General features: G+C 70.6%; 7 protein-coding genes and 3 pseudogenes. 1 reads left to right on the forward strand and 9 read right to left on the reverse strand.

Going from position 1 to position 16,064, the window contains the following annotated elements:
* Window positions 1-165: 165 nt before the first annotated feature.
* The 3 genes from treS to PV963_RS32090 form a co-directional block, all read right to left on the reverse strand.
* Window positions 166-1,866, reverse strand: a complete 1,701-nt coding sequence (gene treS, locus PV963_RS32080; protein WP_274819764.1) for a maltose alpha-D-glucosyltransferase — start codon at window positions 1,864-1,866, stop codon at window positions 166-168.
* Complete coding sequence (locus PV963_RS32085) at window positions 1,863-3,986, reverse strand: alpha-1,4-glucan--maltose-1-phosphate maltosyltransferase (RefSeq protein WP_274819766.1); 2,124 nt, start codon at window positions 3,984-3,986, stop codon at window positions 1,863-1,865. Before PV963_RS32085 ends, treS begins: the two co-directional genes overlap by 4 nt.
* Window positions 3,987-4,201: 215 nt before the next feature.
* Window positions 4,202-5,404: a S8 family peptidase gene (locus PV963_RS32090; protein WP_274819768.1), complete on the reverse strand. Its 1,203-nt coding sequence runs from the start codon at window positions 5,402-5,404 to the stop codon at window positions 4,202-4,204.
* Between the two features lie 289 nt (window positions 5,405-5,693).
* Between PV963_RS32090 and PV963_RS32095 the strand changes: the two genes are divergently transcribed.
* Window positions 5,694-8,312, forward strand: a complete 2,619-nt coding sequence (locus PV963_RS32095; protein WP_274819769.1) for a glycosyltransferase family 1 protein — start codon at window positions 5,694-5,696, stop codon at window positions 8,310-8,312.
* Between the two features lie 74 nt (window positions 8,313-8,386).
* Here the strand turns inward: PV963_RS32095 and PV963_RS32100 are convergent, their stop codons facing one another.
* The 6 genes and pseudogenes from PV963_RS32100 to PV963_RS32125 all read right to left on the reverse strand — a co-directional run.
* Window positions 8,387-8,908: a DUF1990 domain-containing protein gene (locus tag PV963_RS32100; protein ID WP_274819771.1), complete on the reverse strand. Its 522-nt coding sequence runs from the start codon at window positions 8,906-8,908 to the stop codon at window positions 8,387-8,389.
* Window positions 8,909-8,976: 68 nt separating this feature from the next.
* A complete protein-coding gene (locus PV963_RS32105; RefSeq protein WP_274819773.1) occupies window positions 8,977-10,623 on the reverse strand; it encodes a M4 family metallopeptidase in 1,647 nt (548 codons plus the stop codon).
* A 210-nt stretch (window positions 10,624-10,833) separates the two neighbouring features.
* Window positions 10,834-12,894 (reverse strand): M4 family metallopeptidase, encoded by a 2,061-nt coding sequence (locus PV963_RS32110; RefSeq protein ID WP_274819775.1) that lies wholly within the window; start codon window positions 12,892-12,894, stop codon window positions 10,834-10,836.
* Between the two features lie 197 nt (window positions 12,895-13,091).
* Window positions 13,092-13,607 (reverse strand): annotated as a pseudogene (locus PV963_RS44085) (ABC transporter ATP-binding protein); the annotation flags it as partial.
* Window positions 13,608-13,613: 6 nt separating this feature from the next.
* Window positions 13,614-15,241: pseudogene (locus tag PV963_RS32120) on the reverse strand (IS200/IS605 family accessory protein TnpB-related protein).
* A gap of 181 nt (window positions 15,242-15,422) precedes the next feature.
* Window positions 15,423-16,052 (reverse strand): annotated as a pseudogene (locus PV963_RS32125) (ABC transporter transmembrane domain-containing protein); the annotation flags it as partial.
* Window positions 16,053-16,064: the final 12 nt, after the last annotated feature.

Raw genomic sequence — 16,064 nt, forward strand, 5'->3', positions numbered from 1 at the left:
CCGGGGCCTTCAGCAGGTGCCGGCGGCGCCCCTCCGGCTCACGCGGGTGGGCGGGGTGTTACTGATGCGTGCCCCGGGCGGGGCGGGAGAAACGCCCCGCCACGGGGGTTTGCGGCCCGCCCCGCAATTCAGGCCTCATCAGGTCGTCTCAGACCGTCTCAGGCCTCACAGGGCGTCCCTGCGCAGCCGGAACCAGTAGAACCCGTGACCTGCCAGCGTCAGCAGATACGGCAGCTCGCCGATCGCCGGGAAACGGACCCCGCCGAACAGCTCCACGGGGTGCCGCCCCTCGAAGGCGCTCAGATCCAGCTCCGTGGGCTGCGCGAAACGCGAGAAGTTGTTCACGCACAGCACCAGATCGTCCTCGTACTCCCGCAGGAACGCCAGCACCGCCGGGTTCGTCGACGGCAGCTCGGTGTACGAGCCGAGGCCGAAGGCCGGGTTCTGCTTGCGGATCTCGATCATGCGGCGGGTCCAGTGCAGCAGGGACGACGGCGAGGCCATGGACGCCTCGACGTTGGTGACCTGGTAGCCGTAGACCGGGTCCATGATCGTGGGCAGGAACAGCCGTCCCGGATCGCACGAGGAGAACCCCGCGTTGCGGTCCGGCGTCCACTGCATCGGCGTGCGTACCGCGTCGCGGTCGCCGAGCCAGATGTTGTCGCCCATGCCGATCTCGTCGCCGTAGTACAGGATCGGCGAGCCCGGCAGCGACAGCAGCAGGGCCGTGAACAGCTCGATCTGGTTGCGGTCGTTGTCCAGCAGCGGGGCGAGCCGGCGCCGGATGCCGATGTTGGCGCGCATCCGCGGGTCCTTGGCGTACTCGGCCCACATGTAGTCGCGCTCTTCGTCGGTGACCATCTCGAGCGTCAGCTCGTCGTGGTTGCGCAGGAAGATGCCCCACTGGCAGCCCGAGGGGATGGCCGGGGTCTTGGCAAGGATCTCGGAGACCGGGTAGCGGGATTCCCGCCGCACCGCCATGAAGATGCGCGGCATCACCGGGAAGTGGAAGGCCATGTGGCACTCGTCGCCGCCGCTGGGATAGTCGCCGAAGTAGTCGACGACGTCCTCCGGCCACTGGTTGGCCTCCGCCAGCAGCACCGTGTCCGGGTACTGCGCGTCGATCTCCTTGCGCACCCGCTTCAGGAAGTCGTGCGTGGCCGGGAGGTTCTCGCAGTTGGTGCCCTCCTCCTGGTACAGGTACGGCACCGCGTCCAGCCGGAAGCCGTCGATGCCCAGGTCCAGCCAGAACTTCAGCGCGGAGATCATCTCCTCCTGCACGGCCGGGTTCTCGTAGTTGAGGTCCGGCTGGTGGGAGAAGAAACGGTGCCAGTAGTACTGCTTGCGGACCGGGTCGTAGGTCCAGTTCGAGGCCTCGGTGTCGACGAAGATGATCCGCGCGTCCTGGAACTGCTTGTCGTCGTCCGCCCACACGTAGTAGTCGCCGTAGGGACCGTCGGGGTCCTTCCTCGACTCCTGGAACCACGGGTGCTGGTCGCTGGTGTGGTTCATGACGAAGTCGATGATCACGCGCATGCCGCGCTGGTGGGCGGCGTCGACGAACTCCACGAAGTCGGCCAGGTCGCCGAACTCCGGCAGCACGGCCGTGTAGTCGGAGACGTCGTAGCCGCCGTCCCGGAGCGGGGACTTGAAGAACGGCGGCAGCCACAGGCAGTCCACGCCGAGCCACTGGAGGTAGTCGAGTTTGGCGGTCAGGCCCTTCAGGTCACCGACGCCGTCGCCGTTGCTGTCCTGGAACGAGCGGACGAGTACCTCGTAGAAGACGGCGCGCTTGAACCACTCCGGGTCCCGGTCCCTGGCAGGAGTGTCCTCGAAGGTGTCCTGAACGGGTTCGTTGACGATCATGTTGTGGGTGACCCTCCGATCTGCGGGGTGGACGGTCGCAGAACCGAGAAGACATGCGCGGGCCTACGGCCCGGTTCGAGGCGCACGTAGTTGGCCCTGCCCCAGTGATAGGTCTCGCCGGTGAGCTCGTCACGCACCGGCACCGACTCGTGCCAGTCCAGGCCGAGTTGCGGCATGTCCAACGAGACCGTGGCCTCCTGGGTGTGGTGGGGGTCGAGGTTGGCGACCACCAGAACCGTGTTCGAACCCTGCCGCTTCGAGTAGGCGATCACCGCTTCCTGGTCCGCGTGGTGGAAGTGGAGGTCGCGCAGCTGCTGGAGGGCCGGGTTCTCCCGGCGGATGGTGTTGAGCCTGGTCAGCAGCGGTGTGATGGTGCGGCCCTCGCGTTCGGCGGCCTCCCAGTCGCGGTGCCTGAGCTGGTACTTCTCCGAGTCGAGGTACTCCTCGCTGCCCTCCCTGAGGGGGGTGTTCTCGCACAGCTCGTAGCCGGAGTAGATGCCCCAGGTCGGCGAGAGGGTGGCCGCCAGGACGGCCCGGACCTCGAAGGCGGGCCGGGCGCCGTGCTGGAGGTAGGCGTGCAGGATGTCGGGGGTGTTGGCGAAGAAGTTCGGCCGCATGTAGGAGGCCGCCTCACCCGACAGCTCCGTGAGGTACTCGGTCAGCTCTTCCTTGGTGTTGCGCCAGGTGAAGTACGTGTAGGACTGCTGGAAGCCGATCTGCGCCAGGGTGTGCATCATCGCCGGGCGGGTGAACGCCTCGGCCAGGAAGATCACATCGGGGTCGGTGCGGTTGATGTCCGCGATGACCCGCTCCCAGAAGACGACCGGCTTGGTGTGCGGATTGTCCACCCGGAAGATCCGCACGCCGCAGTCCATCCAGTGCCGCAGCACCCGGCAGGTCTCGGCGATCAGGCCGTCCATGTCGGCGTCGAAGGCGATGGGGTAGATGTCCTGGTACTTCTTCGGCGGGTTCTCCGCGTAGGCGATGGTGCCGTCGGGGCGGTGGTGGAACCACTCGGGGTGCTTGTGCACCCAGGGGTGGTCCGGGGAGCACTGCAGGGCGAAGTCCAGGGCGACCTCCATCCCCAGACTCCGGGCCTGCTCGACGAACCAGGTGAAGTCCTCCAGGGTGCCCAGGGCGGGGTGGACGGCGTCGTGGCCGCCCTCGGGGGAGCCGATCGCCCAGGGCACGCCGACGTCGTCGGGGCCGGGGGAGAGGGTGTTGTTCTTCCCCTTGCGGAAGGTGGTGCCGATGGGGTGGACCGGGGGCAGGTAGACCACGTCGAAGCCCATCGCCGCGATCGCCGGCAGCCTGCGGGCGGCGGTGCGGAAGGTGCCGTGGGGCTGCTGCCGGGTGCCCTCGGAGCGGGGGAAGAACTCGTACCAGGAGCCGTACAGGGCCCGCTCCCGCTCGACCAGGAGGGGCAGCGGCTCGGAGGTGGTGACCAGGTCCCGCAGCGGATGCCGGGCCAGGACCTCGTCCACCTCAGGCGTCAGAGCCGCCGCCAGCCGCGCCGCCGCCGGGCGGTTCTCGTCCCGCAGGGATGCGACGGCCGCGAGGATCACGTCCCGCCGGCCCCCCTCCTCGGGCACACCGGCGGCCGCCCTCTCGTACAGACGCGCGCCCTCCTCCAGGACGACATCCGTGTCCATGCCCGCCGGGATCTTGATCCGCGCGTGATGGCGCCAGGTGCTGACCGGATCGCCCCACGCCTCCACGGTGAACGACCACAGGCCCGGTTCCCCGGCAGTGACCTCGGCGCCCCACCGGTCCGTCCCGGGGGCCAGCTCACGCATCGGCGTCCACGGGCCGGGGCGGCCCTCGGGATCCTTCAGGACGACATTGGCGGCGACCGCGTCGTGCCCCTCCCGGAACACGGTCGCCGAGATCTCGAAGGTCTCGCCGGTCACGGCCTTGGCCGGCCGGCGTCCGCGCTGGACGACCGGGCGGACATCGAGAACGGGTATGCGCCCGACGGCGGTCGCGTCGCCCACGGGGGGTGGTGGCGCGACCTGCGGACCGGCGTCGGCCGGGCGCGCGGGGCGTGCTTCGCCGCCGGGCGCGCGCGCCCCGGTGGTGCGGCGGTTGGGGGGTGCTGGCGAATGGTGCTTGGCGGGCATGACCGCTCCTGTCCGCGTCAACGTGGGTGGGCGGATGACTGTGGGGAGGTGGGTCCTGCATGGTGCTCCTGAGAGGGGTACCCGGAGGAGCCTTCCCACCCTATTCGGGTGGGCAATCCGGCACTTTGTTAACTACTCACGCGTATGTCGACACACAAGACCGGCCTCGTCCGCGACGGACGAGGCCGGCCCCTTCACGTGGCTGCTCCTTCGCCCTAGGCGTGCGGCACCCGCAGTAACTTGTCCGGCGAACCGAGCCCCCGGCCGGAGATCTTCCCGGTCGCCGCTCCCGTGGTCAGGGCCCTGCTGACCTGGGCCGGAGCCGCCCTCGGGTGGTCGGCCAGATACAGCGCGGCCGCGCCCGCGGCGTGCGGTGCCGCCATCGATGTGCCCGAAGCCGCGGCCCGTGCCGTGTCGCTCGCGGCGGACACGGAGGTGATGTGCACGCCCGGGGCGAAGAGATCGAGGGCCGGGCCGTGGTTGGAGAAGGCCGGTTTCGCATCCCTGGAGTCGGTCGCGCCGACCGTGATCGCCTGCTTGACGCTCGCGGGGGAGTACAGGCCGGCCGGCCTGCCGTCGTTGCCCGCGGCGACCGTGTAGGTGACGCCGGAGGCGATGGAGGCGCGGACGGCGGCGTCCAGCCGTTCGTTGCGCGGGCCGCCCAGGCTGAGGTTGGCGACGGCGGGCTGCTTCGCGTGCCGGGTCACCCAGTCGATCCCGGCGATCACCCGGGCCGTGGTGCCCGCCCCCGCGGCGTCGAGGACGCGCACGGAGACGATGCGGGCCTTCTTGGCGACACCGTGGGCCGTCCCGGCCACCGTCCCGGCGACGTGCGTGCCGTGTCCGTTGGCGTCCGACGCGACCCTGTCGTTCCCGACGAAGTCCCAGCCGTGGCCCGCCCGGCCGCCGAAGTCCGTGTGCGTGGTCCGGACGCCGGTGTCGATCACGTACACCGTCACCCCGGCGCCCGCCGCCTCGGGCCAGGTGTAGCTCCGGTCCAGCGGCAGACTCGGCTGGTCGACGCGGTCCAGCCCCCAGGAGGGCGGCTCGTGCCGGGTGTGGTCCGGCCGCACGCGGGTGTCCTGGACGACCGAGGCGACCCGGGGGTCGGCGGCGAGCCGCCTGGCCCGTCTCTCGTCGGTCCTGATCGCGTAGCCGTTCAGGACGGTGCCGTAGGTGTGGCTGATGTTCACCCCGTACTGCTCGGCGAGACGCTGTCCCGCCGCCGACGGAGCCCGTGTGCCCTCCTCCAGTGTCACCAGGTAACTTCCGTGCACGGAGCCGGGTTCTCCGGCGCCGAGTATCCGCCCCTCCGGTACGGCGTGCGCGGGCGGGGTGGTGGCCGAAAACGCCGCGGCACAGATCGCCGCCGTCAGGCCCCCCGTCCAGCGCAGACGCCGTGCGCGCGTCCGTGCCATGGTCCGAGTTCCCCTCCTCGACTCGGCGTACGGCTGCCGCGCGACGCCGCGTGCGGCCGGCGCGGGCCGGTACGCCAGGGGCAGCCTCTCGTGGCGTGTGAAGCGCCACAAGGACGCCTATGGGGGCGGAATCGGCCATATCCGTGGACGGGGCGGTTCCGGACGATCGGGGATTGGGTGGCGGAGCTTCACCGGCGGCGGCACCGACGCCGGTACTGTCGTAGGTGACGTCGATGAAGCCCTGTGTCAGAACCCTGCGTCATCCTGCGAACGCGCCGAGGTGGAACCCGTGAAGGCGATCCGTCGATTCACCGTCCGACCCGTTCTCCCCGAACCCCTCCGGCCGCTCAGCGATCTGGCCCGCAATCTGCGCTGGTCGTGGCATGCGGAGACCCGTGACCTGTTCCAGTCCGTCGACCCCGAGCGCTGGGCCGCCTCGGGCGGCGACCCGGTCCGGCTGCTGGGCAGCGTGCCGCCCGCGCGGCTCGCGGACCTGGCCTCGGACCGCCGCTTCCTGCGCCGCCTCGCCGCGGTCGCGGGCGATCTGAACGACTACATGACCGGCGAGCGCTGGTACCAGGCCCAGCCCGACCAACTCCCCGCCGCGATCGCCTACTTCTCACCCGAGTTCGGCATCACGGCCGCCCTGCCCCAGTACTCCGGCGGCCTCGGCATCCTGGCCGGCGACCACCTGAAGGCGGCCAGCGACCTCGGCGCCCCGCTGATCGGCGTCGGCCTGCTCTACCGGCACGGCTACTTCCGCCAGACCCTGTCCCGGGACGGCTGGCAGCAGGAGCACTACCCCGTCCTCGACCCCAACGAGCTGCCCGTCGTCCTCCTGGAGGAGGCCGACGGCACCCCCGCCCAGGTCGCCCTCGCCCTGCCCGGCGGCAAGCAGCTGCACGCCCGGATCTGGCTGGCGCAGGTCGGCCGGGTCCCGCTGCTGATGCTCGACTCGGACGTCGAGGAGAACGACCTCGGCGAGCGCGGCGTGACCGACCGCCTCTACGGCGGCGGCAGCGAGCACCGGCTGCTCCAGGAGATGCTGCTGGGCATAGGAGGGGTCCGGGCGGTGCGCACGTACTGCCGGCTGACCGGGCACCCCGAGCCGGAGGTGTTCCACACGAACGAGGGACACGCCGGGTTCCTCGGCCTGGAGCGGATCGCCGAGCTCTGTGCCGACGGCCTGGACTTCGACTCCGCGCTGGAGGCGGTCCGCGCCGGGACCGTCTTCACCACCCACACCCCCGTCCCGGCCGGCATCGACCGCTTCGACCGCGAGCTGGTCGCCCGCCACTTCGGCCCCGACGCCGAGCTGCCCCGCATCGACGTCGAGCGCGTCCTCAGGCTCGGCATGGAGACCTACCCCGGCGGCGAGCCCAACCTGTTCAACATGGCCGTGATGGGCCTGCGCCTCGCCCAGCGCGCCAACGGCGTCTCCCTGCTGCACGGCAACGTCAGCCGCGAGATGTTCTCCGGCCTGTGGCCCGGATTCGACGCCGACGAGGTGCCGATCACCTCCGTGACGAACGGTGTGCACGCGCCCACCTGGGTCGCCCCCGAGGTGTTCCGGCTCGGCGCCCGGCAGATCGGCGCCCACCGCGCCGAGGACGCGCTGACCGTCGGCGGCTCGGACCGCTGGGACGCGGTGGCGGACATCCCCGACCAGGAGATCTGGGAGCTGCGGCGGGGCTTGCGCGAGCAGCTCGTGACGGAGGTACGGGAGCGGCTTCGGGCCTCCTGGCGGCAGCGCGGCGCCGGCACGGCCGAGCTGGGCTGGATCGACGGCGTGCTCGACCCGGACATCCTCACCATCGGCTTCGCGCGGCGCGTGCCGTCGTACAAGCGCCTGACGCTGATGCTGCGCGACCGCGACCGGCTGATGGATCTGCTGCTGCATCCCGAGCGGCCGATCCAGATCGTCGTGGCGGGCAAGGCGCATCCCGCGGACGACGGCGGGAAGCGGCTGGTGCAGGAGCTGGTGCGGTTCGCGGACGATCCGCGGGTACGGCACCGGATCGTGTTCCTGCCGGACTACGGCATGGGGATGGCGCAGAAGCTCTACCCGGGCTGTGACATCTGGCTGAACAACCCCCTTCGCCCGCTGGAGGCCTGCGGCACCTCCGGGATGAAGGCGGCGCTCAACGGTTGTCTCAATCTGTCCGTCCTGGACGGCTGGTGGGACGAGTGGTTCCAGCCCGACTTCGGCTGGGCCGTCCCCACCGCCGACGGTGTCGGGACCGACCCTGACCATCGCGACGACATAGAGGCCGCGGCGCTGTACGACCTGCTGGAGCAGCGGGTGACGCCCCGCTTCTACGAGCGCGGGCAGAGCGGGCTGCCCGACCGGTGGATCGAGATGGTCCGCCAGACGCTGAGCCTGCTCGGGCCGAAGGTGCTGGCCGGGCGGATGGTCCGCGAGTACGTGGAGCGGCTCTACGCGCCCGCTGCGCTCTCCCACCGGTCCATGGGCCCGGACGCGGCGCGCGATCTCGCCGAGTGGAAGGGGCGGGTGCGGGCAGCCTGGCCGGGCGTCACTGTCGACCATGTGGAGACGTCTGCGGCTGCGGCGCTGGCGGAGCTGGGGACGACGCTGGGGCTTCGCGTGCGGGTGGGGCTCGGGGATCTCGGGCCTGACGACGTGGAGGTGCAGGCCGTTTCGGGGCGGGTGGACGAAGAGGACCACATCGCCGACGCGGCGGTCGTTCCGTTGAAGCCGGTGGGGTCTCCCGACCAGGACGGGCGCTGGGTTTATGAGGGGCCCTTGTCTCTGGATCGCACCGGGCCTTTCGGGTATACGGTGCGGATCCTTCCCGCGCATCGGCTGTTGGCTTCGAGTGCGGAGTTGGGTTTGGTGGCCGGGCCCTCTGAGGAGCTTGTCGAGGCTGCGGGGTTGTTGATGCGTTGAGTGTCGTCTGCGGGCGCGTGGGGGGCTGGTCGCGCCCACGCGGCGGAGCCGCACATCGATACAGCCCCGCGCCCCTAGGTATCTGCGCCACCCTGCGTTGCAAGGTTCCGTAGGACGCTGCCGCACCTGCGTGCGTACGCGTGCTGGAACCCCCTGGTCGCCGGGCCGCCCGCCTTCGCGTACCACTTGGCGCCGCGGCTGAAGGCGTTCACCGTCAGCCAGACCGTGCCGTCTCCCGTGCGGTCGACGACAAACGACTCCTCGCCGCATTCCGGGTGGCCGGGCAACGTGCCGTAGGCCCAGCCCGCGCGGCGGGGTTCCTCGACCGTCCACACCACACGGCAGGGGGCCTTGATCATCCCGGCGAGGGTGACGGTGACGTCGACGCCGGGGGCGGCCCGGTCCGCGCCGGCGTCGATGCCGACGCCCAGGGCCCGGTGCATCTCCCAGGTGAGCACCGCCTCCGAGGCCCGGCGGAAGACCTCCTCGCCCTCCCCGAGGCGGGTGCGCACGTTCATGGGGTGGAAGCCCGGCGGGCAGAAGCCCTCGTCACGGGTGGCGCCGACATCGGCGTAGGTGAAGTCCTCCGAAGACATGGTCACCAAGAGTAGGGCGGTACCCGGATCCGCCTTCGCTCCGGGTACCGCCCTCGGCCGCGCTTCGGTCAGCCCACGTTGACGGCTGACCAGGCGGCCGCGACCGCCTTGTACTCGGTGCTGGACGCGCCGTACAGCGCCGAGGCCGCGTTCAGGGTCGCCGTGCGGGCGCCCGCGTACTTGGTCGTCGACGTCATGTACGTCGTCAGCGCCTTGTACCAGATCTGGAGCGCCTTGGTGCGGCCGATGCCGGTGACCGTGGAGCCGTTGGACGTCGGCGAGTTGTAGGTCACGCCGTTGATGGTCTTCGTGCCGCTGCCCTCGGACAGCAGGTAGAAGAAGTGGTTGGCGGGGCCGGAGGAGTAGTGGACGTCCAGGCCGCCGAGGCCGGCGGACCAGGCGTCGGCGGAGTCGCCGTCCTTGCTGGGCTTGTCCATGTAGCGCAGCGGGGTGCCGTCGCCGTTGATGTCGATCTCCTCGCCGATGAGGTAGTCACCGACGTCGGAGGAGTTGTTGGCGAAGAACTCCGCGCCCGCGCCGAAGATGTCGCTGGTCGCCTCGTTCAGACCGCCGGACTCGCCGCTGTAGTTGAGGCGCGCCGTGGCCGACGTCAGGCCGTGGCTCATCTCGTGGGCGGCCACGTCGAGCGAGGTCAGCGGGTGGGTGTTGCCCGCGCCGTCGCCGTAGGTCATGCAGAAGCAGCTGTCCGACCAGAAGGCGTTGTTGAAGTTGTTGCCGTAGTGGACGCGCGAGTAGGCGGCCTTGCCGTCGTTCCTGATGCCGTTGCGGCCGAAGGTGTTCTTGTAGAAGTCCCAGGTGATCTGGGCGCCGTAGTGGGCGTCGGCGGCGGCGGTCTCCAGGTTGGAGGGGTTGCCGTTGCCCCAGACGTCGTCGGAGCCGGAGAAGAGGGTGCCGGTGCCGGAGGTGCCGCGGTTCAGGTTGTACGTCTTGTTGCCGCCGCGCGTGCCGTCCGAAAGGGTGTACGACGACCCGGACTTCGTGGTGCCGATGGTGACCTTGCCGCTGTACGTGGTGTTGCCCGTGCCGGTCTCGATGCCCTGGTACTCGTAGAGCTTCTTGCCGGTGGCGGCATCGGTGATGACGTGCAGCTCGTTCGGGGCGCCGTCCTCCTGGAGGCCGCCGACGACCGTCTCGTAGGCGAGGGTGGGCTTGCCGTCGGCCGCCCAGATCACCTTGCGGGGCGCGGAGTTCGCCTCGGTCTTCTCCGAGCCGGCCGCCTTGGCGAGCGTCAGGGCCTGCTTCTCGGCCTTGGCGGCGGTGACCGCCGGCTTGAGCGAGGCGACCTTGAGTGCGGCTTTCGTGGCTCTGGTGACGCCCTTGGTCTCACCGGACTTCGACTCGTGTACGACGAGGTCGCCGCCGAGCACCGGCAGGCCCGCGTAGGTGCGCTCGTAGCGGGTGTGGACCGTGCCGTCGGCGTCCTTCACGACGTCCTTGACGAGCAGCTTCTCCTGCTCGCCGAGGCCTATCTCGTCGGCGGTGCCGGTGGCGTCCGCCTGCTGCTCCTTGATGAGGGCGGCGCGGGCGGGCGCGGTGAGGAGGACGGGGGCGGCGGCGAGCGTCGGCTTGCTCGCGGAGTCGGCGGCGACGCTGCTGCCGGAGGTCAGACCGGTGGTGAGCAGGGCGCCGGCCGCGACGGCGGTGGCGATGGCCAGCGTGGTGCGCTTGTGACGCGCGTAGAGAGGGGAGGTCACACAAGCTCCTAGGTGTGGGGGAAGTGCTGTGGTGCTGTGCGGCGGGTGGGGGAAGAGTGGCACTTGAGGCGCGTACATGTCAGGGGCACCACGTGATGTTGGCCGGAAAACGACGGCGACGTGTCGCACCGGAGGCGGAAAGCGGGCGCCGCCCCGGGGGAGTCGAACCCACCGGGGCGGCGCCCTGCCCTGGGCGGACCGCGGACGGGCCTACGGGAAGGTGAGCTTCCAGCTGTTGATGTATCCGGTGTCGCGGGCCGCGTTGTCCTGGACCCGCAGCTGCCAGACGCCGTTGGCGGCCTCGGAGGAGGCGTTCACCGTGTACGTCGTGTTGATGTCGTCCGCGCTGCCGCCGGTGCCGTAGCCCTTCAGCGTGTACGCCGTGCCGTCGGGGGCGACCAACTGCACTTGGAGGTCACCGATGTAGGTGTGGACGATGTCCACGGCGACCTGGAGGTCGGAGGGCGCGTTGCCCGTCCGGCCGGAGACGGTGACCGACGACGTGACCGCCGCGCCCCGGTCCGGGATCGCCACGTCGGCGGTGTTCTCGAAGGACGTACCGCCCCCGCCTCCACCGCCCGAGCGGGCACCGACGTTCACGCCCGCCCACGCGTCCTGGACCGCCTTGTACTCGGCGCTGTCGGTGCCGTAGAGCTCACCGGTCGCCGCGAGGGTGCCGGTGCGGGCACCCGCGTAGTTGGTGGTCGAGGTGAACTTGGTGGTCAGCGCGCGGAACCAGATCTTCTCCGCCTTGTCGCGGCCGATGCCGGTGACCGGAAGGCCGTCCGAGGTGGGCGAGTCGTAGCTGACACCGTTGATGGTCTTGGCGCCGCTGCCCTCGCTCAGCAGGTAGAAGAAGTGGTTCGCCGGGCCCGAGGAGTAGTGCACGTCGATCGAGCCGATGCCCGAGTACCAGGCGTCCTTGGAGTCGCCGTCCTTGCTGGGCTTGTCCATGTAGCGCAGCGGGGTGCCGTCGCCGTTGATGTCGATCTCCTCGCCGATGAGGTAGTCACCGACGTCGGAGGAGTTCTTGGCGAAGAACTCGACGGTCGCGCCGAAGATGTCGGAGGTCGCCTCGTTCAGACCCCCGGATTCGCCGCTGTAGTTGAGGCCCGCGGTGTTCGAGGTGAGCCCGTGGGTCATCTCGTGCGCGGCCACGTCGATCGACGTCAGCGGGTTGGCGTTGCCCGAGCCGTCGCCGTACGTCATGCAGAAGCAGCTGTCCGACCAGAAGGCGTTGACGTAGTTGTTGCCGTAGTGGACGCGGGAGTACGCGGCCACGCCGTCGCCGCGGATGCCGCTGCGGCCGTGCACGTTCTTGTAGTAGTCCCACGTCAGCGCGGCGCCGTAGTGGGCGTCGGCGGCGGCCGACTCCAGGTTGGAGGGGCTGCCGTTGCCCCAGACGTCGTCGGGGCCGGAGAAGAGCGTGCCGGTACCGGAGGTGCCGCGGTTCAGGTTGTACGTCTTGTGGTTGCCGCGGGCGCCGTCGGTGAGGTTGTACGTCGATCCGGACTGGGTGGTGGTGAGGTCGACCGTGCCGGAGTACACGGTGTTGCCGGTGCCGTTCTCGATGGCCTCCCACTCGTACAGCTTCTCGCCGGTGGTGGCGTCGGTGACGACGTGCAGTTCCTGCGGGGTGCCGTCGTGCTGGAAGCCGCCGACGACCGTCTCGTAGGCCACGGCCGGCTTGCCGTTCGCGGCCCAGATCACCTTGCGGGGCTCCCGGTTGACGGCCGGGCTCTTGGCGTCCTCGGCCTTCCCCGCAGCCAGGGCCTGCTGCCGGGCCTTCGCGGCGGGCACCGCGGCCTGAGACGTGGCCGGCTCGATCGCGGCGCGGGTGGCCTTCACGACGGATGCGGTGGTGTCCGCCTTCGTCCTCTCCACGACCAGGTCGCCGCCGAGGACCGGCAGGCCGTCGTAGGTGCGCTCGTAACGCGTGTGCACGGTGCCGTCGCGGTCCTTGAGGACGTCGCGGACGACCAGCTTCTCCTTGGCGCCGAGGCCCAGGTCCCTCGCCGTCCCGGCCTTGTCCGCGTCGGCCTCGCGGATCAGCGTGGCGCGCTGGGCGGGGGTGAGCCGGACCGACTCCGCGCCGGGGTTCGCCTTGCTCGCGGCCGTCGGTGCCGTCGTGGGGGCCGCGGTGGCGGTGCCGCTCTGCACGGCGGCGGTGATCAGCGCGGCGACGCCGGCGAGGGCCACGGCCGCGGTGCGGCGGGGGGTGTGGGGAGTGCGTCTGTGGGAGGTGCTTCTTCGCGAGGAACTGCTTCTCAACACTGGCTCCTTCTGCGGGACCGGGGGTTGCCCGGCCTGGGGAGGTGGAGGTGTTGCCGTGGGGTTGCCGTGGAGCAGTCGTGGGAAGCGTGGCAGCGGAGTGCGCTTTCTGTCAGGGGCGCGTCAAGACTATGGCCGGAAACGGTTCGTTGACCGGAAGTTCATGTTCGTTATGCGGACGGTTTCCGGGTGTCGGGCAGGTCCGCGAGGGTCCCTGCGATCAGGTCGGACTCGTGGTCGGCCACCAGGGCGCGGTCTCGGATCTGGCCCAGGGCGATGTCCTCCAGCCGCGTTCCACCCCAGGTCGCGTCCGAGGGGGTGTAACGGCCGAGGCGGTCCACCACTACCACGGCGTCGGCCGGGTGTTCCGCGACCAGGGTCGTGAGGCGGCCGAGGAGGATGCGCACGCCGGACCGGGTGGTCCAGGGATGACGGTTCGGCCGGGGCGTCTCGCGATCCGGTGTCCGGCGTCGGCGCCAGCCGCAGGAACCGTCGGCGGGGCGCGCACGTACCAGGCCGCGGCTGATCTGGTAGTCGCGGTCGACCCAGAAGGCCACGGGCCTCACCAACATCGCCACATAGCCGTACACCCACACCAATTGCCCCACGGTGATGTCCCCGCGCTCGGCCAACCAGGCCGCCGGCCACGTCACTCCGGCCAGGAACAGCGTCGGCAGCCCGATCCCGAGCGTCTGCACCACGCCGACCCGGTACCGTTCCTAAAGACTGAGCGGGAGTGAGTCCTGCTGCCAGAACCCATGCTCAGCCGGACGCCCCGAACGGTGTTGGGCATCCTGGTCCCCCGCGTTCGCTCCGCATCCGGCGCGCACGGATCGGGTCCGTGGTCCGGGAACGCGGGGACGGGATTCCTCACGCCCCCGGGCGCCCGGTCCGGCCTGGACGGTCCGATGCCCGCACCCATCACTCTGGTGGGTGCGGGGCGGTGCCGTCCGTCGCCGGATCGGGTGCCCGAGGGCGCGCCTTCCGATCGCCACCGAGGCGGCATCCTGCCGGGTGGTGGCGCGTTTGTTGCTGGTGAGGGGTTTCTGCCAGTGCTGGGCGCCCCACTTGGACGTGTATGCCGGGTCGACGGCCACGATCGTGATGCCGAGACCGGCTGCCATCGACACCAGCCGGGAGCGCAGCCTGGATACCGGCATGCCGGAGATCAGCTTGCGGAACCGCTTGCGTCTGCCGTGCTTCTCCCGGGTCTTGTCCGCTTGGAAGCCCAGGTCCTCGATCGCGATGCTCAGGCCGTGACGCTTGGTGAAGTGCAGCAGGCGGATCAGTGCCTGCCGTACCTGGGCGTCGCGGTGGGGGGTGGGTCCGTTGAGGTCGAAGAAGAACCGGCGTGGGGCGCCGATGGGGTTGCCGTGCGCGTCCAGGCGCCATGCCGCGAGGTGGTCGGCGTTGGTGTCGACGCCGATCATCCCGCCGGCGCGGGCCTGAGCCAGCGGAACGGTCTTGACCGGCGGGACCGTCCACGAGGCGGTCAGATACCAGCGCCCGCGCTGAACGTCCAGGTGGATGCGGTAGGCGACGGCCCGGTTCGCTACCACGCGGTCGGCCCACTCCTGGCTCCGGTGGTGGAAGGCGGCGGTGCCGGTGAGGAGGTATCGGCCGTGCTTGGCGTTCGCCAGATACGCGAGCGGCGCGGGGAGCTTGATACTGACCTCGCCGTCCGGCGTGAGGCGGATCGTCTCGTTCCCGAACCGCTTCCCGCTCTCGCCGTCGGCCTGGAGGAACCAGCGTGCGGCCTCCCACCGCTGCCGCCACTGGCCTCGGTGAGCTGCGCCTGGTCGAGGTGGTGACGGTTGCGTGCCAGTCGCTTCCCGCCGCGTGCCACGCGTACCCGCCCGGTTTCGCGGTCGGCGCGCTCGGCGGCCAGCCGGTCCTCAAGCATGTGCAGGCGACGTGTCTTGGCGAACCACTCCTGCCGACTCCGGTAGCCGCCCGGCGCCCGTTTGGTGCCCTTCTCGCCCACCGGAAGCGACAACCGGTGCGCGATCATCCGCACCCCGGCTTCCAGGCCCTGAATGTGGGCGAGCTGCGCACGCCGCGACAGCGCCCACTGATCATGCGTCGCCTTGGTCATACTGCCCGCCCACCGCGAGGAGGACTCCCCGCTCAGAGCACGTTTGCGCTGCGCCCACGTGTCCGCGGAGTGCTCCAGCCCCTCGGCGCAGCGCCGCTTCAGGTCGCGGGAAGCCAGCGACCCCAGATGGGCGCCGACCAGCCGCAACACCTCCTCATCCTCAGAGGTGAGGCCCTTGAGCCGGGTACGGATCGCCACCCCGGAGGGGCCAAGGACGACGAACGGCGCCGAAAGCTCACGCGGCACACTCACCCCGTCCCCCTTCCCCACACCCCGGGCGCGCCTGTCACTCACCCAACGACCACGCCCGCGAAAAGGTCACGCATTCGATCCGGGAACTCCTGTTCCCTCCCCGGAAGACGGCGCACGCCATAGTCCGCACACTCACTCACACGCGCCAGAACGCGCTCATACGCACTCAACCAGCCACAGAGATCCGCGCGGTGAGCACACCCTGCCGCTCGCGGTACTCCGTCTCGGAACCCTGTGACCGCCCGAGCAGCGGCCCGACGAGCAGGACGATGACCGGGATGCCGAGCAGGACGACCACGGCGATGAGCGGGGAGACCGAGACCAGCAGGACGGCGACCACCAGATAGGCGATGACCGCGCCGACGCCGGGGCCGACGACCGTCAGCGACTGGCTGATCGTCTGCACGTCGCCCACGCCGATCGTGACGACCTCCCCGGCTCCCATCTGCCGCGGCAGCCAGGCGCCGAGCCGCACCGCCTGGCCCACGACGACCTTCACCGTGCGGAAGTTGGCGTCCATACGGACGCGGGTCATGGTGCGGTGGCGCATGATGCTCAGCCAGGAGTTGAACGCCCCGACCGTGAACAGCGCGCCGCTCCAGAGCGCCAGCGCGCCCATGTCGCCGGGCTCCAGCCCGTCGTCGATCGCCCGGGACATCAGATACGGCGTCGCCGCCAGCAGCACCATCCACACGCTGCCGAACATCGCCCCGGCCGCACACCGCCAGGGCTGCCGGGCAACCAGCCACCACAGGTACCGGCCGCCGCTCCGGGAGTCGGGTGTGCCGGGGTCCTCGTACGCGTCGATCATCCGCCCGCCTCC

The sequence above is a fragment of the Streptomyces coeruleorubidus genome (assembly GCF_028885415.1).
Taxonomy (GTDB): domain Bacteria; phylum Actinomycetota; class Actinomycetes; order Streptomycetales; family Streptomycetaceae; genus Streptomyces; species Streptomyces coeruleorubidus_A.

What these genes read in the sequence shown, in the direction of transcription:
- PV963_RS32100 (WP_274819771.1), bottom strand. Translation starts at nt 8,908, where the DNA reads ATGTCTTCGGAGGACTTCACCTACGCCGATGTCGGCGCCACCCGTGAC.
- treS (WP_274819764.1), bottom strand. Translation starts at nt 1,866, where the DNA reads ATGATCGTCAACGAACCCGTTCAGGACACCTTCGAGGACACTCCTGCC.
- PV963_RS32090 (WP_274819768.1), bottom strand. Translation starts at nt 5,404, where the DNA reads ATGGCACGGACGCGCGCACGGCGTCTGCGCTGGACGGGGGGCCTGACG.
- PV963_RS32085 (WP_274819766.1), bottom strand. Translation starts at nt 3,986, where the DNA reads ATGCCCGCCAAGCACCATTCGCCAGCACCCCCCAACCGCCGCACCACC.